Raw genomic sequence first — 18,154 nt, forward strand, 5'->3', positions numbered from 1 at the left:
TCGTCAACCGGCATCGTCCACCACGGCCAGGCTGTAGCCCGGGCCGGCGGCGACGGTCGTCACGCTTCGGTCGTACTCGGCCGGTAGGGACGTTTCGCCCGCGAGGTCGGCACCCCAGCCGAGCACGGAGCCGTCCGCCTTCAGGGCCAGGACGTGGTGGGAGCTGAGGTCGATCGAGACAACGCCGTTTCGCGCCGCGGGCGGCATCGGTCGCTCGGATTCCCAGATCATCCCCCACTCGATGATGGAACCGTCCGCCTTCACCGCCAGGGAACGGTCGTCGCCCGCGGCGATGGCGACCACGCCGCTCTTGGCCGCGTCCGGTACCTCCAGGTTCGTCCAGGAGCTGTAGCCCCAGTTGATAACGGAGCCGTCCGACTTCAACGCCAGGGCGTGGTTGATGCCGGCGGCGATCGCGATGACACCGCTCGTGGCGGCGTCGGGAACGGTCGTCGTGCCCGCCAGGTCGTCGCCCCAGGCGACGACCCTGCCGTCCGATCTCAAGGCCAGGCTGAACAGACTTCCGCCCGCGATCGCGACGACGTCGTGCTTGGCCGCTTCGGGAACGATCTGCAGATCATCGAGTTGGGCACCCCAGGTGATGACGGAACCGTCCGACTTCAGAGCCAGACTGTGGGCACCACCAGCGGCGATGGCGACCACTCCGCTGAGCGCGTTCGACGGCACCGTTGCCCGCCCGTCGTCTGGGGCGCCCCAGGAGACAACCCGGCCGTCGGACCTCAGCGCCACGCAGTGCTGGGCGGTGGCATCGATCGCGACGACCCCGCTCGAGGCCTCCTCGGGGACATCGTCCAGGTTGAACTCGTCGGCGTCGCCCCAGATCTTGACTGCGCCCCGCGAGACGGTGAGCTGCGTGGAGGAGTGCGCTGTCTGGCCGTTGCCCGCGGTGGTGGTGAGCGAGACGGTGTAGGTGCCAGGGGTGGTGAACGCGTGGACGAACCCGGGGGTCTGCGCGGTGACGGCGGCGATCGGGTTCCCCGGTGCGGTGATGCTCCAGGCCCACTTCTCCGCGCTGCCAGTGGTGTCGGCGGTGAAGCGCACCTGCTGCCCGATCACCGGCTTGGCGGGCCGGACGTTCAGCGCCGCGATCCGTGGCGGAGCCTGCGCCGGGTCCACGGTGACCGCGGTCTCGGCACGCACCTGCTTTCCGCCGGAGAGGGAAGCGGTGGCACGAACGGTGAAGACCCCCGGCTCCCGCCAGCTGTGGCGGACCGTGGTGCCGGTGGCCTCAGATCCGTCGCCGAACGACCACCGCGCGGTGGTGTCACCGGGCGACTGGAGTTTCATCGTCAGTTCGAACACGTCCCCGACCACGCCGTGGTTGCCCGGTTTGACGACGATGGACGCCGCGGGAACCGGGGCCGGAGGGTTCGGCTGGAAGGGCAGGTCGTTCGGTGTGGGGAGGCCGAGGCCGGGTTTGTGCTGCCCGGTCTTCGCCACCTGGTCGGTCTTCGTGGATCGGTCCGGCACGGGTGCGGTGCCGTCCTCGGCCCGCGTGTGCTTGGTGATCGTCCTGGTGTCACCGGACAGGTCCAGGACCCCGGCCGCGTTGCCGCGGGGGTCGTTGAAGAAGACGATGCCGTCGCGGGTGATCAGCTCGAACCGGGTCGGCTTGTCGAACAGTTGCCGCTGGGCGACCACACGCGAGGTCGCGAGGTCGACGATCGTGACCTGACCGGTGGAGTAGTCGGGCACGACGGCGTGGTTGTCGACCTCGACCGGTGTCCCGAGCGCTGCGCCGGCGGAACCGACCAGCACGGGCGCGGTGCACCCGGAGTCGAACGCGCACGAGCTCAGCTCGCCCTGGCTGGTCGCGATGAGCACTCTCGCCTGATCTGCCGATCCTCCGACCGCGACCGCGTCGCCGGGCAGGTCGAGCCGCACCGATCGCGCGACGTTGCCGGTTTCGGGGTTGAGCAGTTCGGCCGTGCCGGTTTCGGCGTCCACCAGCGCGGGCTTGCCGTCGGTGACCGCCAGCCGGACGCCCTTGCCCGCGGTGCCGCGCTTACCTCGTTCACCGTTGTTCAACCACACCAGGTCGCCGGTGGCGTCGTCGACCGCCCACACCGTGCCGCGGCCGTCCACCACGACGTTCTCCGGCTTGAACGCGTCCGCCAGCCGCTCCGGCTCGTGCCGCGTGGTCAGCGAGGTGGGGTCGACGGACGCGACTTGTCCGTTGTGGACATCTGCTACGTACAACGCGTCCTGGCCGGGCAGCACGATCAGGCCCTCACTCGCCGGAAGAACGTTCACCGGTGGGGAGACCCGCTCAGTAGCGCTGTCGACGTTGCTCAGCTCTCCGGTCTCCAGGTTGAGCACGACGGCCGTGTTGCCCCGCTGAACGACGCTCAGCCCCCTGTTCGCCGCGGAGACCTTGACGTGTGCCCTCACCTCGGCGGAGGCGCCGTCCACAAGGGTGGCCTCGCCGGTCTGGCTCGACGCGAGCCACACCGTGCCGGTCCGCATCTGCACTTGAGCGGCCTCGTAGCCAGGGCCCGTCACCAGAACGGCCGCGGCGAGCGCGCCAACGCAGGCGAGGGCGGTCAGAAGTCGTTTGCGTGTCAGGAATCTCATTCCGTCACCACAATGCTGTAGTTGATGCCGGCGGCAATCGCCAGTACGCCGGTGCTGTAGATGCGCGGCACCGTGATCTCGTCGAAGTGGTTGTTGCCTCCGAAGCCGAACGCGGTGCCGTCCTCCTTCAGCACCAGGGCGTGGTCCATGGTGTAGGCCATCGCGACGACGCCGTGCTTCGCCTCATCTGGAATCGGCGGCACGATGATGGACGAACCCCATCCGACGATCGAGCCGTCGTTCTTCAGCGCCAGGCAGTACACGCTCCCCGCTGCGAGAGCACGCACGCCACTGGTCGCCTCCGGTGGGATGTCCGCCTGACGACCGTTGATCCTGCCCCACGTGACGATGGAACCGTCGGCCTTCAACGCCTGACTCATGTAGCGTCCAGCGGTGATCGCCACCACGCCGCTGCGTGCGTTGGGAGGCACGTCCGCCTTGTCCTCGCCAGGCCTGCCGCCCCAGCCGATCACGGTGCCGTCCGACTTCAACGCCAGGCTGTGCCAGTTCCCGGCAGCGATCGCGACGACATCGTGAAGAGCTGCTTCCGGTACCTTCGCCTGCTCGTACGTGTTGTCGCCCCAGGCGATCACGGAGCCGTTGGCCTTCAGCGCGAGACTGTGGTCCCCCATGGCGGCGATCGCGATGACATCGCTGGACACGTCCGTTGGAGGCTGCCAGTACTTGCGGAAAGAGTCCGAACCCCAGCCGATCACCGAGCCGTTCGCCATCAACGCCAGCACGTGACGGTTCGCCGCCTGGACCGCGACGACGCCGCCCCAGGCCGTCTGCGGGATCTCCAGTCGCTTGTGCTGTGGGTTGCCCCACGCCCTTGGCCAGCCGCGACCCACCTTGAGCTGGCGGGATGACTGCACGGTGTGTGCGCCCGTGGTGATGGTGAGCGAGACGGTGTAGGTGCCCGCGCTGGGGAACCTGTGGTCGAACTCGGCTGCCTGCGAGGTCGCCTCGGGCGTGGGCTCGCCGGGTTTGGTGACCGTCCACTCCCACCTGTCGGGCTTGCGGGTGGTCTCGGCGTTGAAGTGCACGGACTCGCCCATCACCGGTTTCGGCCGCCGGAAGGTCAGCGCGGTGATGCTCGGCGGCGCCTCGGGCGGGTCCACGGTCACCGTCGTCGTCGTCTCGATTCGGGCTCCCGTGTCGAACGTGACGGCCGCACGGACGGTGTAGACGCCCTGCTGCTGCCAGCTGTGCCGCACAGAGGTGCCGGAAGCCTCGATGCCGTCGCCGAACGCCCACTGAGCGGTGGCCTTGCCTGCAGTGGCGAGCATCAGCTCGAACTCGGCACCGACCACACCGCGATGGCCCGGCTTGACCACGATGGACGCCACGGGGTTCGGCGTGGTGTTCACCGAGGCGGACGGGTCGGTGTCGCCAGGCAGGCTCAGTCCGATCGCGGGCTTGGCGGGGTCGGTCTTCGTCGCCTGGTCGGCTCGCGCGGGCTGGTCGGGTGTCGGAGGGATCTTGTCCGGGACCTGGTCCTCGGTGTACTTGGTGATCGTCCGGACGTCTCCCGACAGGTCCAGCACTCCGGCGGTGCTGCCGGACGGGTCGTTGAAGAACACGATGCCGTCTTGGGAGATCAGCTCGAATCGGGTCGGCGCGTCGAACAGCTGCCGCTGGGCCAGCACCCGTGAGCCGGCGAGGTCGACGATCGTCGCCTGCCCGGTGGTGTGGTCGGGCACCACCGCGTGGTTGCCGACCTCGACCGGAGCGCCCAGGTCCGCGTCAGCCGAGCTGATCTTGACCGGCGTCGCGCAGCCGGTGTCGAACGCGCAGGTGACCAGCTCGCCGTCGGCCGCGATCAGCAGCCGGGACCGGTCGGCCGAGCCGCTGACGGCCACCCTGCCGCTCGCACGTGGCTCGAGCCGGACGGACCTCGCGACGTTGCCGGTCGCAGGGTTCAGCAGTTCGGCGGTGCCGTGTTCGACGTCCACGAGCGCGGGCTTGCCATCGGTGATCGTCAGTCGACCGTTCTTCGCCGCGATGGCGCGGGCCCGGCGTTCGCCGTTGGTCAGCCAGACCAGCTCGCCAGAGGCGTCGTCCACCGTCCACAACGTGCTGCGGGCGTCCACGACGACGTTGTACGGCCGGATCTCCTCCGCGAGCTTCTCCGGCTCGCCCCGCGTGGTCATCGTGGCAGGGTCGAACTCGGCGACAAGTCCACTGTGGACGTCGATCGCGTACAGGGCGCCCGGCGCGGACAGCACGGCAAGGCCGTCGCTCGCGGGAAGAACGGCGGTCGGCGGGGAGGCCCGTTCCGTGGCGCTGTCGACGCGGCTCAGCCCGCCGGTCTTCGTGTTCAGGACGTAGGCGGAACCGTCCTGCCGGGCCACGGACAGCGCGGCGCCCGCCTCCGCGATTGGCACGTGGGCCTTGACCTCGGCAGCGGAGCCGTCGACCAGCGTCACCTCTCCAGCCCGGCCCGACGCGAGCCAGGCCGTGCCGGAGTGCATCCGCACCTGCGAGGTCTCGTACCCCGGCCCGACCACCAGAACGGCCGCGGCGACGGCAGCGGCAGAAGCGAGCGCGGCCGCGGCTCGGTGGTGCCTTCGCTTCACCGGTACCGCCCCGTTTCCAGGCTCTCGCCGGCCTGCCGCCGCTGACGCGCGACGCTCCACGTCGTCCACAGTGGACGCGGGTCGAACGCCGCGAGCAGTCGTGCCGCGGACACCCGTCCTGGGTAGAGTCCGGACTTCAGCTGTGCCACCAGTTCCCAGGCCCGAACGGACGCGGCTCGGTCGAGATGCCCAGGTGCGTAGATCGCCGTGGTCGCCAGCTCCGCGGTCTCCTCGACCGGGTTCGCCACCTCACCGAGGACCGCCCGCACGTGCTCGGCAACCTCGAGGAACGTGAGTGAGACCGATGGCGAGATACCGCGTTCTGCGAGTCGGTCCAGCTGTTCGTGCCACGCTCCGAGCACCTGCGCCGCATGGTCGGCTGCGTGGCGCCGGCGCCTGCGGCGATGAACCTTGAAGAGCACCACGAACCCAGTCGCGAATGCTCCGAGCAGAGCGGCGGCAGGCGCGAGCACCACGTTGCCGTTCAGAACGTTGTCCCAGCTGAAACCCTGTTCATCAGCCGCGTCGGCGGGCTGCGACGCGGCCGGAGGGGCTGCCTGCGGAGCGGCGGTCGGCGGCGCGGGTTGCGGCGGAACCACGAGAGGTGCCTCCGGCGGCGGGTTCCGCTTGCTCGTGTCGTCGGGGTTGGTGGGGTCGAACACGACCCAGCCGTAGCCCGAGAAGTGCACCTCGGACCACGCGTGGGCGTCTGCGGTGGTGACCTGGAACACGCCGCCCTGGTAGTGGCGCAGGCGATACCCGACCGCGACCCTGGCCGGGAGTCCCCACATCCTGGCGATCACGGTGAACGCCGCGGCGTTCTGCTCCGAGTATCCGTTCGTCGCGTCCTCAGCCGACAGGAGACGGGCGATGGTGGCGTAGGAGTGCCCCGGCGGCCGGTTGAGCTGGTAGCTCTTGGCGCGCAGGAAGGTTTCGAGCTGGACGAGCCGATCGAAGTGAGCGCCGTCGAACCACTTGCTGGCGTTGTCGAGCGCTTCCGGCACGCCGCCCGGAAGCGGCGGCAGGTTGTTCTCCAACGGGGTGGCCCACGACAGTCCCTTGTCCCGGACTCCGACCTCACCTGTCACGTCGTAGCTGAGTCCTCGCGAGGTGGGGCCGTTGCTCACCACCACGCCTGAGTCCGGGTTGAAGCCGAAGCGGCCTCGGCTCTCGCCCGTCGCCGCCAGCTTGGACGGCCAGCCGACGACCGGCAGGTACGGGCCGGTGAGCTCCTTCAGCTCGATGTGAGCGGACACCGGTTTGCTGTGCTGCAGCTCCGGGTCGGTGGTGAGGCTGCCGCCGGCCACGCGGTAGGTGTCGGAGGAGGTCCACGTGGTGCCGTCGAACGTGTCGAGGGCGGCAGTGCGCACGCGGTCGATTCGGGTCGATTCGGAGTCCGTGCGCACCGTGAAGAGAGTGCGGGGTGGCGACTCGTTGAGCTGCTTCTTCAGCTGTGACAACGGGGTGAGAGTGTCGGTGCGGACGATCGGCGGCGCGAGGACGTCACGCGGGTCGAAACGGTGCTCGCCGGAGGCAAGGGATGAGAACTGGCCGCCTGCCACGCCGAACAACGCGCTGGCGGCGACCACAGAGCCGACGACGACGAGTGCTGCGACAGGGCTGGTGGACTGCCGTTCGACGCGAACCGTGCCGCGGGTGTGGCCGCGGTGGGTGCGGAGAGCGATCAGGACCAGAGCGGAGACCAGGAAGACGATAGTGGCTACCTGGTGGCTGCCTGCCTGGTTGCCCGCGACGAAGAGGGCGAACACGAAGCCTGCCAACGGAGGCAGGAGGGGCGCTAGTGCGCTTCGCGTGAGCAGTACGAGGAGGACCGACGAGAACGCCGCCGCCCAGACCACCAGGGCAGGTGCGGCCAGCAGTTCGCCCCACGTGTCGGCCGGTGCGGTGACGGTGAGCAGACGGTTCCAGCTGCCGCGCACGCCGCCGAGGACTGCTGAGGCCACGCCGTCGAACACGCCGTAGACCATGACTGTGGCCAGCCCCAGGACACCGAGCGCGAGGGTCGTCCACACGCGACGGTGGCCCAGGGCGGCCGAGAGTCCGCCTGCCACCAACGCCAGTGCTAGCACCGGGAGGTAGCCGGTGGTGAAGAACCGGTGGTAGACCAGGGGGCCCGCCGCGCAGGCCATCAGCGTCAGGACCACCTCGGCCAGTGCGCCGCCTGGCACGAGCTTCCGCCAGTTCATCGCAGCACCAGCCGGTTCCAGCGCGTGGCGAACTGCTCGCTGCTCGGCGCGGCTACCGCGAGCACGCCGCGCGGGCGCGCCGGCAGGGTGAAGTCCGCTGAGACCAGCTGGGCGAGGTTGACGGAGAGGAACCTGGAGCGCAACGACATCAGCAGCTGGGCGGCTTCGGCGTCCACGCGGCCGGTGACGATGGTCAGCGCCACGCCCTGGCTGTCCGACACCACGTCCCGCACGAGGTCGGTCAACCCGACGAGCCCGCGATCGGAACGCTCCACAGTGGACAGGAACTCGAGGGCGGTGCCGCTGGACTCTCGTTCCACGCCGGCGGTGGTGCGCAGCTGGAGGGGCAGGCTGGAGCGTTCGGCCGCGACGCAGAACGACGCGGCGACGCGGACCGCCTCCTCGAAGAACTGCGTGGTGGGATAAGGGGTGGAGCCGGTGTCCAGCACGATCAGCTGGCGCGGCTCGTCGGGCACCACCACGTGGCGGGTCATCACCGTGCCGGTCCGGGCCGTGGCGCCCCAGTGGATGCGGCGCCAGTCGTCTCCCGGCGCGTACTCCCGCAGGCTGTGGAACGCGACGCCGCCGAGTGGGGCGCTGCTGGTCGTCTGGCCTTCCGCGTCCTGGGGGCCGCCGGCGGTGATCGACGCCAGCAGGTGCACGCGCGGGTAGACGTGGACGACGAGCTCGCCGCCGGACGCGCGGCCGCGGTGCAGCAGCCGCAACGGGTCGGAGTGGCCCAGCTCGACGGGAGGGATCAGGTACCGGCCTCGGCGCGCGACCGGCAGCGGGTAGCTGACGGTGCACCTGTGGCCGGCGGTCAGCGCGGGCACCGTGACGGTGGTGCGGTCGCCGCCGACCGTTTCGGTGACCATCAGCGGGGGACTGTCGCGCTTGCCCACGTTCGTCACGGTCAGCGTGGCCTGGGCGGCGCTGCCCTCGAACACGCGCCGGGGCCGGACTTCGCGCACGACCGTCAGCTTGGGGGAGACGACGAGCCACGCGGCCGCCAGCAGGAGGGCGCCGGCGGCGGCGAGGCCGAGCGTCACGAGCTCCGGGTAGTCCGCCCACACGCCCAGCGCCACCAGACCCGTGGCGGCGGCGGTCATCCCGGCCCCGGATCTGGTCAGCACACCACTCACCGGCCTGCCGGGACGGGCGCGGCGGCCAGCACCTCGGACAGCACGGCTTCGGGGGTTCGCTGCTGGATCCGGGCTTCCGGGGTCAGCAGCAGGCGGTGGTTGAGCACCGGGATGGCCACGGCCTTCACGTCGTCGGCCGTCACGAACGGACGACCGGCGGCCAGCGCGTAGGCCTGCGAGGCGGTGATCAGGGCGATGCCGCCGCGCGGGCTCACCCCGAGCTCGACGTCCGGGTGGACGCGGGTGGCGCGCACGAGCCGTGCGACGTACTCGCGCAGGTTGTCGGCCACGCCCTGTTCGCGGACCGCGCGGATCATCAGCCTGAGGTCGTCGAGCTCCATCACGGACTTCAGCTCGTCCGGACGGCGGCGGGTGACGCCGTAGGACAGGATGCTGACCTCGTCGGCCAGGTCCTCGGGGTAGCCGATGCTGATCCGCATCATGAACCTGTCGAGCTGCGCCTCGGGCAGGGCGTAGGTGCCCTGGTGCTCGACCGGGTTCTGGGTCGCGATGCACAGGAACGGGTACGGCACGGCGATCGGATGGCCGTCGACGGTCACCTGCCCCTCGGCCATGACTTCCAGAAGCGCCGACTGGGTTTTGGGCGAGGCTCGGTTGATCTCGTCGCCCAGCAGGATGTTCGTGAAGACCGGGCCCTGGCGGAACTCGAAGCGCGAGCGGCCCTGGTCGTACACCTGCACGCCGGTCACGTCGGACGGCAGCAGGTCGGGGGTGAACTGGATGCGCTTGACCTCGGCGCCCGCGACGGAGCGGGCGATGGCCTTGGCGAGCGAGGTCTTGGCGACGCCCGGCACGTCCTCGATCAGCAGGTGACCCTCGGCGAGCAGGCAGACCAGCGCGAGCCTGACCACCTCGGGCTTGCCCCGGATGAAGTCCTCGACGTTCGCGGCCAGCGCCTCGAACCTGCGCTGGAAGATCGCGGCATCGGACACTTCAGTTCCCCCAGAAACTCGACAAAACTAGTGGATCGGACTGCGCAACGCCGCGTTGAGCCGCGGGTACACGTCGCGCACCGACGGATGTTCGCGCTCGCGGCCGAGCAGCCGGGCGAGGCGCTTCAGGTCCTGCCGGACGGTAGCCGAGTCGACGAGCTCCGCGGCGTCGAGGACCTTCGAAGCCAGCGCGCCGGCGTGGTCGATGTCGCCTGCGGCGGCGTAGGCGAGGGCTCGGCGGGCGCCGAAACGGGCGTGCGTGCGGTGGGCGTTGTCCGGCACCAGCGACAGCTGGCGGTCCATCACGTCGGCTGCCTCGCGGGAACGGCCCAGGTCGTGCAGGCACCAGGCCGTGACCAGCTGGTTCAGGTCGGCGCCGCTGACCGAGGCCGAGCCGATCGTCATGCCGCTCGCGGTGTCGGCCTTGTCGAGCAACGCCGCGGCGCGGTCGAGAGCGCGGTGGCAGGCGTCGTAGTCGCAGGCCAGGGCGTGTCCCTGGGCTTCGCGCAACGCGGCGAGGCCCTGCACGCGCGGGGACGTGCCGGGCGCGGCCTGCGCCTGCTGGGCCAGGTCGATCGTGCCCACGGCGTCGTCGCGGTACAGGGTGATCAGTGCCTGCCTGATCAGCGAGTACGTGGCCAGCTCGGTGTCGCCGGCGGCGGCGCCCATCTCGACGGCGTTGCGGGTCCACCACATCGCGGCCCTGTCGTCGCCCGCCTCCTGGGCCATCCACCCGGCGTACTCGCTGTAGCGCGCGGCGAGGCCCAGCAGCTGCTCGCGCACGGGCGTCGGCGCGCCGTTGGCCATGCCCCGCAACGTGTGGGTGTGCACCGTCACCATCGGCAGCACCACCGACGGGCTCGTGGTCTGTCCCAGCTGCCTGACCTGCGCGAACAACGACCGGAACGCCGTCAGCGTCCCGTCGTGCGCCGCGGCCGCCGAAGCGCTGCGCGGCGTTCCCAGCGTCAGTCCCAGCAACGAGGCCGCGCCTGCCGCGATCGCCTCACGCCGGGGCATCGGGACCATCCAGCTCGATCCGTCCGGAGCCATGCTCATCACCCACACTTCGCCGTCGGCCTCGACAGCTGCCGGCGGGCTCGCGGGAGCGGGCTGGTCCACGAGGGAGGCCAGACGTCCACCGGCTCCAAGAACCGCGTCACAGCGCCGGGCCAGATCAACACCTGGTTGCTTCATGCCAGTTTCGATCTTGCCCAGATAGCCCTTGCTGTAGTGGACCTGCTGCGCCAGCGACGACAGCGACAAGCCCGCCGCCGTCCTCAGACGCCGCAACTCCACACCAAAGACATCCGACTGTTCAGCCATGAGGCCCCCAGACCGCGAATAGACCATCGCAGACTAACGAACCCCCACGTCGGAGGCACAGACCCGACCCTTCGGCAAGGCTGACCCCTGGCTGCACGAACACGAGTCTGATCGGCCGTCCTGCCGATTCCCAGGCGTCTCCCGTCGCCTGCACGAGCGGGAGACGGGAGACCCCTGCCTTTCCGCCTCGTGTGGAGTGATGCTTGGTGCACGGCAGCGACGGGTGACATCGCGGCCGGCCTGGGGGGTGGCGGCAGGGCTGGGCTGGGGGCCAGGTCCTGCCGCCACAGCAAAACGTGTGAGGGGGAGGGAACATGAACAGGGACTGGACGGGCGCGCCCTCCTGAAAGATTCAGGGCTGGAACGCGCACTGCAGCGCGTTGAGCAGCCAGCCGTGGCGGGTGGCGAAGCGGCGCTCTTCCTCGGTCATCCTGGATCTGGCGCTGTTGAGCGACCACGATCCCAAGCGGGAGAACTTCAGCCACTCGCGGACGTGCCCGCCGAGCTCGCTGTCCTGGGCGACCACCACGGGTTCGCCCCGACGAGCGGCCGCCAGTGCTTCGGCCAGGCCCGGAGTGTCGCTGAGGCCCAGTTCCGCGGCGATCGACACAGCCTCGCCGAGAGGGTCGCTCTCGGTCCGGTACGGCCGGGGGCGGGCGAACCAGCTGTCGAAGTGCATGCTCGGCAACGGCTCGGTGAGCTGCTCGAGGTCCGGCAGCACGCCGGTGAGCAGGAACGCGAGCCGCAGCGCCCTGGCGATGGGGTGGTCGATCTGAGCGTTCTCGTCCTCGTCGTCGAACGGGTAGAAGCCCGCTCGGCGCAGCAGCGGCAGCATGCGTTCGGGATCGGCGACGCTGGGCGCGTACGGGTAGCTGGGGTCGAGGGACGTGACGATCCTGCCGTCCACGGCGTGCGTGAAGCTCGGCGACGCGTAGTCGTGCCGCGTCACGGACACCGCCTCGGTGCGCCGTGACAGCGCGTCGGCCAGGTGTCCCACCTCCCAGCTGTTGGGCTGGAGCAGGACGGTCCACTCGCCGAGCCCCAGCACCGAGGCGACCGACGGATAGCCGTGGTCGAAGTCGAACAGGTCGACGATGTCCTCCGGCGTGCGCTCGGCGAGCGTGTCCGGGTGTCCGCCGATCCGCCGCAGCGCGTCGAGCGGCTCGACGCCCCGCACGAACGCGATCGAGAAGATGTCGTTCAGGAACGGGTCGGTGTGCAGCGAGTCGGCCCAGGACAGATCAATCCGCATGTGTTCCCCCAGATGCGAGTCTGGGGGACGACACTACTGCTGCGGGGCCAGAACGACGTCGAACCGGACGCGCGTCGATCCGTCCGGCTGGTCCTCGAACTTCTTGACGAGCGACTCCTTCACGCCGAACACCGAGTCGCCGATCTCCAGCTGCGGGTCGCCCTCGACGAAGATGTGCGTGACGAGCGTGCGGAACCCCGCCGCGGACACCATGAAGTGCAGGTGCGCGGCACGCATGGGGGAGCGGTTCGAGGCCTTGAGCAGCGCGCCCACCGGGCCGTCGTCCGGGATCGGGTACGGCGTCGGCTTCACGCCCCGGAACGAGAAGCTGCCGTCGGGCTCGGAGAACAGGTGACCCCGGCCGGTGACGCGGTCGTCGCCGTACTGCACGTCGTAGAAGCCGTCCTCGTCGGCTTCCCAGACCTCGATCCTGGCGCCGGGAACGGGGTTTCCGTCGGTGTCGCGCACCGATCCCTCGACCAGGCACGGGGTTCCGGACGCGTTGATGTCACCGCCGTTGCCCACCAACGGCGACTCCTCCACGAAGAACGGGCCGAACACCGTGGCCTCGGTGGCGTTCCCGTACGCCTCGTTGTTCACCGCGATCGTCTGCATCGAGGCGCCCAGCACGTCGGACAGCAGGATGAACTCCTGCCGCTTGTCGTCGGTGATGTGCCCGGTCGCGGTGAGGAACTCGACGGCCTTCGTCCACTCGTCCTCGGTCAGCCGCACCTCGCGGATGAACGCGTGCAGGTGCCGGGTGAGCGCCTGCAGCAGCTCACGAGTGCGCGGGTCCGGGGTGTTGGCGAACGAGGCGACGACCTCGTCGGTGAGGCGCTGTTCGATGTCCTGCTGGGTGGTCATGCTCGGCTCCACTCAAGCTGGCCCGCCGAGGCAGCGGCGAGCAGTGCGGTGAGGTCGTCCTCGGTGACGGGACGCGGGTTCGACGGAGGTGCGGACGGCATGATCAGCTTGGCCGCTTCTACGACGTCGGGCACGCCGTGCAGCACGTGCGAGGCGCCGATCTCGCCGTAGAGGGTGATCAGGTCGCCTCCCAACGCCTCGGCGATCCTCGTACCGGCTTCAGGAGCCGCGGGAGTGTTGAACGCCAGCACGTACGGCAGGATCGCGGTGTGCGTCTGGGCGTGCGGGAGGTTGTACGCGCCGCCCAGGACGTGGCAGATCTTGTGGTGCAGCCCGGATCCGGCGGAGGCGAACGCCACGGCGGACAGGTAGGCGCCGTACAGGGTCTGCTCGCGGCCCTCCACGCTGCCGATCCGGCGCAACCCACCGCGCAACGCCCGAATGCCTTCCACCGCAAGCGCTTGGTTGATCGGGTCGGCACGCGGAGCCCACATCGAGTCGACGCAGTGGGCCAAAGCGTTGCAACCAGAGGCGATCGCGAGCTCGTCGGGCAGCGACGCGGTGAGGGCGGCGTCGTAGATGACGGTCGTGGGCAGTACGCGGTCGTCGCTGCCGGTCGTCTTGCGCGAAGCCTCGGTCAGACCCCAGACGTTGGTCGCCTCCGAGCCTGCGTACGTGGTGGGCACAGCGATGATCGGCAATCCGGTGGTCAGCGCGATCGCCTTGGCCAGCCCGGTCGTCGACCCGCCGCCGACGCTCACCAGCAGGTCGACGTCCTCGGCCTGCTTCCGGGCGCGTTCGGCGATCTCGACCGGCACGTGCGGCGCGACGTCGGTCCAGCGCACCGCCACCTCGATCTCCGACGCGACGTCCGGCGCGGTCTCTTCGGCGATCAGCATGACCCGTTGCGCACCAAGGCGTTCGACTTCGTCAGCGAGGTGAGAAGCGGCCTGGCCGGTGCCGAACCGCACCCGCTGGCCGAGCGTGACGTGCTCCCAGCTCATGCGCTCTCCCTGCTCAGAACGGCGGTCAGCACGGACATCAGCTCGCCCTCGGGATCGGCCGGCAGCGCGGTGCTCCGCCAGGCGACGTGCTTGTCCGGTCGCACCAGCACGGCGCCGTCTTCGTCCACACCGGACAGTCGCGACCAGTCGAAGTACAGGTCGGTCACCTCACGCCCAGGCCCGATCACGACGGTCCGCACCGGCACGCCGAGGCGGTCGGCTGCCTTCTGCGCGGCGTCGGTCCACGCGTCGCCGTTGACACCGGTCAGCAGCGTGAACTGCCCGTACGGCACCAGATCGTGGGTGGAGAGCTTGCGCTTGCTGTCGCCCACCCACACATGCGGCAAACGGACCCCGGGAAACGTCGAAGGCTCGTAGTACAGCTCCGGATCGCGGGCAGGCTCAGGAGGTGTCGTGCCATCAGGGACGACAGCCGTCGACGAGTACGACTGACCCATCTCCACGCCGTGAGCGTTGAACTCGTAGTTCTTCAGCTCCATGGCCTCCCGCACAGCGGCCCGCTTGGCAGCACCGGCCACACCGATGTCCTTGCGCTCCTCGATCTGTGCGTGCATCTGCTCCGCGGACTCGGCCGCGTCGAGCCCGAGCGCCTCGAACAACGCCCCGAACTCACGGGCGGACTTGTTGGCCCGCAACACGATCTGCTTCGCCACGGGAGCACGTTCAGCGGTGTAGGTGTCGAGCAACGACGAGCCGGCCTGCCCGTTCAGCACCAAGGCGAGCTTCCACGCCAGGTTGTACGAGTCCTGGATCGACGTGTTGGAGCCGAGTCCGTTCGACGGCGGATGCTTGTGCACGGCGTCCCCGGCGCAGAACACCCGGCCGCGCTGCAACGTAGTCGCGTACTGCTCGTTGTTGCCCCACAACGAGATCCCGGTGATCTCCGCGTCCAAAGCCGGGTCGCCGACGAGGTTGCGCACGATCTGCAGCGCGTCGTCCTCGGTCACCTCGGGCACGCCCTGTGCGAGGTCGAAGCCCCACACGATGAGCCACTCGTTCCACGGCCGGACCATCCGCACGAGCCCCGCGCCGATGCCGCCGACGTTCGCGCCGGGCTGGATCACCCAGTACAGCACCGAAGGCCGGTGCCGGCAGAGTTCGGTGAGGTCGGCCTTGAACGTGATGTTCATGGACCCGGCGACGTCCATCTGCCCTTCATACGGCAGATCCAGGTCGGCGGCCACCGCGGACCGGGCGCCGTCCGCCCCGATCAGGTACTTCGCCCGGATCGTGTACTCCGAGCCCGTCAGCCGGTTCAGCACGCGCACGGTCACGCCGTCCGCATCCTGCGTGTGCCCCAGGTACTCGGTGCTGAACTGGGTCTGCGTGCCGCGCGCGGTCGCGTTGCGGACGAGGATCGGCTCCAGGTACGTCTGCGGGATGTCGCAGTTGTGCGACGGCGACGCGAGCTCGTGGTCGGCGTGCCGCGCCGGGTGGTTGCCCCAGGTGAGGATGCGGCCGATCTCCTCGCCGGTGATCGAGGTGCAGAACACCGTGTCGCCGATCAGGTGGTGCGGGGTGGCGTCGGCGAGCACCTGGTCCTCGATGCCGACGTCGCGGAAGATCTCCATCGTGCGCTGGTTGGTGATGTGCGCACGCGGCGTGTTGGCCGTCCACCGGTACTTGGTGATCATGATGTTCGGGACGCCCAGGGTGGACAGGAACAGCGCGGCAGAAGCCCCTGCCGGACCGGATCCCACGATCAGCACGTCGGTCTCGACCGCGGTGTGCGTCGGTGGGGCGGTGTCGGCGAGGCCGTCGTGGAAGGTCACCATGCAGAGAACGGTGACGTGTCAACCAGGGCCGTGAAGGCTCAGCTCGCAGTTGTGGCGGAAACAGGCAAAAACTCGCGGCGGCCTTCCCTGGGAGTCACCCCGAACCGGGCCTTGTAGGTGCGCGAGAAGTGCGCCTGCGACACGAACCCGTTCCGCGCCGCCACCTCTGCCAGCGAGATCGGCTGGGCCAGCATCGCCCGTGCCGCGTCCAGCCGGGTGTTCAACACAGCCTGCGGCACGCTCTGCCCGGACTTCGAGAACAGCCGGGAGAGGTGCCGCTCGGAGTACCCGATGGCGGCCGCGATCCGGCCCGCCGACAGGTCCTGGTCGGCCAGATGCGCGACGATGAACGCCCGCGCGGCAGCGAGATCCGCAGCGGCCGAGCACCCTCCGCCCAGCAACGTGCCGAGCAGATCCGTCGCCACGGTCTCCAGCCCGTCCCAGTCAGCCGGTCCGCCGCGCAACGCGCCGGTCAGCGCCGTCACCAACGCCCGTGCGTGCGCGTCGTTCTGGAAGCTGAACACGTGCGGCTTCACGGACCCGGGCCGGATCTCGCGCAGCAACGACCGCGGTGCTTTCACCACCAGCTCGGTGAGGCCGCGCGGGAACGTCCGCCGGAACCGCTGGTCCCCGTCCACCACGAGTCCCTGGCCGGGCACGATCAACGAGGTGCCGCCCCGGTGCGAGAACTGGTTCTCCCCGGACAGCGCGAAGTAGACGACCACGCCGTCGGCCGGGTGCTCGGCGATCTGCCGGACGTCCCGGTCGACGGCGTGCGGTGTGCCGGTCACCCGCGCCACCTGCAGGCGGGGCAGCGTCAGGTTGATCTCGGTGCCGTCGAACGAGTCGCCGAACGGCTGCACGTCGAGGCCCACCAGGGCACGGGCGTTGTGCTCCTCCCACCCGGCGAGCCTGCGCGAGCCCGGGAGGTCGTGCGTGCGAAACCTGGTCAGGCCGTGCACGGTCGCCATCCCACCAAGATAACCCCAGCTCACACACGGGCGATGAACTTGATCTCGATGAGCTGCTCGGGCAGCGCCAGGCCGGGTGTGCCGACGAGAGTGCTCGCGACCTGCGGATCCGGCCGTCCGTACGCCTCCTTGCGCACCGGGCCCGCCGCCGCGAACGCAGCCGGGATGTCGAGCACGTACAGGACCTCCTCGACGACGTTGTCCAGCGTTGCGCCGAACCGTGAGAGCAGTTCGGCCGCGTTGACGTACGTCTGCCGCATCTGGGCTTCCATGGCGGAGAAGTCCGTGACGCGACCGTCCACGACAGGAGCCGGGGCCACGAAGTCGGCGCCGTCGTGCGACAGCTGGCCGGAGAGGTAGATCGTGTCGCCGTGCTTGACGGCCTGCTGGTAGCCGTAGATCTCTTCCCACGGCACACCGAAGTTCTGGGTTTCCATGACACCGAGCGTCGCGAACCCGGCGTCGTGGCTCCACCGCCAGCGGTGCCGCATACCGCAAGGATCGTGACAACCGGCGTACTGTCCGAGAGGTGCTGACCGTCGCGATCCTGGCGTTGCCGAACGTGATCCCGCTCGACCTCAGCATCCCGGCGCACGTGCTCGGCGCGCAGGACGGCTACGACGTGAGCGTCTGCACCGAGGACCTCACGGGACTGACGAAAGCGGACATCGTCGTCGTGCCCGGCTACGACCAGCCGGAGATCCCGCCTGATGACCGCTACCTCGAAGCAATCCAGGAGGCTGCCGACCGAGGGGCGCGAATGGTGGCCATTTGTACAGGCACCTTTGCCCTCGCGGCCACAGGTCTGCTGGACGGCCGCGACGCCACCACGCACTGGAAGTACCTGGACAGCCTCAAAACACTGCACCCGCGCGTGAAAGTGCTGGAGAACCGGCTGTTCGTCGAGGACGGCAAGGTGCTCACGTCCGCGGGAGCCGGCGCGGGCATCGACGCGTGCCTGCACCTGATCCGCACGGATTTCGGCGTGGTGGCAGCACACGAGGCCGGCAAGGACGTCGTCGCCTCACCGGCGCGGGACGGCGCGCAGCCGCAGTACGTCGACGTGCTGAGCCCGGTGCGGGCGGACCTGTCGCCGATCCGCGAGTGGGTCATGGCGCACCTCGGCGACGCGATCACGGTGGACGAGCTGGCCGAGCGCAGCCACCTGGGCCGACGCACGTTCATCAGGCACTTCGAACGGGAGACGGGCCTGGCGCCCATGCGCTGGGTGACGCTGCAACGGATCCTGAGCGCGCGCCGGTTGCTGGAGACCTCCGACTGGCCGATCGACCGCATCGCCGCAGTTGCGGGCTTCGGAACGGGTTCGAACTTCCGCTCGGTGTTCCGGCGCGAGGTCGGCACCACCCCGACGGCCTACCGCAAGTCGAATTCGTCGAATAACGATTGGTGACGGAAAGCGACCGTCGGTTGCACTGCGTTTCCTCTTAGAATACTTCACGTGGAATGT

The 18,154-nt window shown here is 69.6% G+C and carries 13 protein-coding genes; 1 reads left to right on the forward strand and 12 read right to left on the reverse strand.

Annotated elements, in window-relative coordinates; all coding sequences use genetic code 11:
• Window positions 1–3 precede the first annotated feature (3 nt).
• The 12 genes from AB0M24_RS09350 to AB0M24_RS09405 form a co-directional block, all read right to left on the reverse strand.
• Window positions 4–2,595, reverse strand: a complete 2,592-nt coding sequence (locus AB0M24_RS09350) for a PKD domain-containing protein (protein ID WP_363763251.1) — start codon at window positions 2,593–2,595, stop codon at window positions 4–6.
• Window positions 2,592–5,174: a PKD domain-containing protein gene (locus AB0M24_RS09355; RefSeq protein WP_363763254.1), complete on the reverse strand. Its 2,583-nt coding sequence runs from the start codon at window positions 5,172–5,174 to the stop codon at window positions 2,592–2,594. Before AB0M24_RS09355 ends, AB0M24_RS09350 begins: the two co-directional genes overlap by 4 nt.
• On the reverse strand, window positions 5,171–7,381 hold the full coding sequence (locus tag AB0M24_RS09360) for a transglutaminaseTgpA domain-containing protein (RefSeq protein ID WP_363763257.1): 2,211 nt from the start codon (window positions 7,379–7,381) through the stop codon (window positions 5,171–5,173). The genes AB0M24_RS09355 and AB0M24_RS09360 overlap by 4 nt, the downstream gene beginning before the upstream one ends.
• Complete coding sequence (locus tag AB0M24_RS09365; protein WP_363763260.1) at window positions 7,378–8,514, reverse strand: DUF58 domain-containing protein; 1,137 nt, start codon at window positions 8,512–8,514, stop codon at window positions 7,378–7,380. The genes AB0M24_RS09360 and AB0M24_RS09365 overlap by 4 nt, the downstream gene beginning before the upstream one ends.
• Before the next feature lie 5 nt (window positions 8,515–8,519).
• Window positions 8,520–9,476: a MoxR family ATPase gene (locus tag AB0M24_RS09370; protein ID WP_363763263.1), complete on the reverse strand. Its 957-nt coding sequence runs from the start codon at window positions 9,474–9,476 to the stop codon at window positions 8,520–8,522.
• A 27-nt stretch (window positions 9,477–9,503) separates the two neighbouring features.
• Window positions 9,504–10,799 (reverse strand): helix-turn-helix transcriptional regulator, encoded by a 1,296-nt coding sequence (locus tag AB0M24_RS09375; protein ID WP_363763266.1) that lies wholly within the window; start codon window positions 10,797–10,799, stop codon window positions 9,504–9,506.
• Window positions 10,800–11,151: 352 nt separating this feature from the next.
• Entirely contained in the window at window positions 11,152–12,051 is a 900-nt protein-coding gene (locus AB0M24_RS09380; RefSeq protein ID WP_363763269.1) for a DUF6461 domain-containing protein, read from the reverse strand.
• A 33-nt stretch (window positions 12,052–12,084) separates the two neighbouring features.
• Window positions 12,085–12,915 (reverse strand): dioxygenase, encoded by an 831-nt coding sequence (locus tag AB0M24_RS09385; protein WP_363763272.1) that lies wholly within the window; start codon window positions 12,913–12,915, stop codon window positions 12,085–12,087.
• Entirely contained in the window at window positions 12,912–13,919 is a 1,008-nt protein-coding gene (locus AB0M24_RS09390; protein ID WP_363763275.1) for a maleylacetate reductase, read from the reverse strand. The genes AB0M24_RS09385 and AB0M24_RS09390 overlap by 4 nt, the downstream gene beginning before the upstream one ends.
• Window positions 13,916–15,715 (reverse strand): FAD-dependent monooxygenase, encoded by a 1,800-nt coding sequence (locus AB0M24_RS09395; RefSeq protein ID WP_363763278.1) that lies wholly within the window; start codon window positions 15,713–15,715, stop codon window positions 13,916–13,918. Before AB0M24_RS09395 ends, AB0M24_RS09390 begins: the two co-directional genes overlap by 4 nt.
• Before the next feature lie 38 nt (window positions 15,716–15,753).
• Window positions 15,754–16,686: an AraC family transcriptional regulator gene (locus tag AB0M24_RS09400; RefSeq protein ID WP_363763281.1), complete on the reverse strand. Its 933-nt coding sequence runs from the start codon at window positions 16,684–16,686 to the stop codon at window positions 15,754–15,756.
• A 20-nt stretch (window positions 16,687–16,706) separates the two neighbouring features.
• Complete coding sequence (locus AB0M24_RS09405) at window positions 16,707–17,177, reverse strand: Rid family hydrolase (RefSeq protein ID WP_363763284.1); 471 nt, start codon at window positions 17,175–17,177, stop codon at window positions 16,707–16,709.
• Window positions 17,178–17,215: 38 nt separating this feature from the next.
• Here AB0M24_RS09405 and AB0M24_RS09410 point away from each other — a divergent pair, with 38 nt between their 5' ends.
• A complete protein-coding gene (locus AB0M24_RS09410; protein WP_363763287.1) occupies window positions 17,216–18,097 on the forward strand; it encodes a helix-turn-helix domain-containing protein in 882 nt (293 codons plus the stop codon).
• The last annotated feature ends 57 nt before the right edge of the window (window positions 18,098–18,154 follow it).

This window comes from Lentzea sp. NPDC051838, from assembly GCF_040681245.1.
In the GTDB taxonomy this organism is placed as follows: Bacteria; Actinomycetota; Actinomycetes; order Mycobacteriales; family Pseudonocardiaceae; genus Lentzea.

Bases quoted from the DNA above. Each gene is read 5' to 3' on its own strand.
- AB0M24_RS09350 (WP_363763251.1), bottom strand. From the start codon at position 2,595: ATGAGATTCCTGACACGCAAACGACTTCTGACCGCCCTCGCCTGCGTT.
- AB0M24_RS09360 (WP_363763257.1), bottom strand. From the start codon at position 7,381: ATGAACTGGCGGAAGCTCGTGCCAGGCGGCGCACTGGCCGAGGTGGTC.
- AB0M24_RS09375 (WP_363763266.1), bottom strand. From the start codon at position 10,799: ATGGCTGAACAGTCGGATGTCTTTGGTGTGGAGTTGCGGCGTCTGAGG.
- AB0M24_RS09380 (WP_363763269.1), bottom strand. From the start codon at position 12,051: ATGCGGATTGATCTGTCCTGGGCCGACTCGCTGCACACCGACCCGTTC.
- AB0M24_RS09385 (WP_363763272.1), bottom strand. From the start codon at position 12,915: ATGACCACCCAGCAGGACATCGAACAGCGCCTCACCGACGAGGTCGTC.
- AB0M24_RS09390 (WP_363763275.1), bottom strand. From the start codon at position 13,919: ATGAGCTGGGAGCACGTCACGCTCGGCCAGCGGGTGCGGTTCGGCACC.
- AB0M24_RS09395 (WP_363763278.1), bottom strand. From the start codon at position 15,715: ATGGTGACCTTCCACGACGGCCTCGCCGACACCGCCCCACCGACGCAC.
- AB0M24_RS09400 (WP_363763281.1), bottom strand. From the start codon at position 16,686: ATGGCGACCGTGCACGGCCTGACCAGGTTTCGCACGCACGACCTCCCG.
- AB0M24_RS09405 (WP_363763284.1), bottom strand. From the start codon at position 17,177: ATGCGGCACCGCTGGCGGTGGAGCCACGACGCCGGGTTCGCGACGCTC.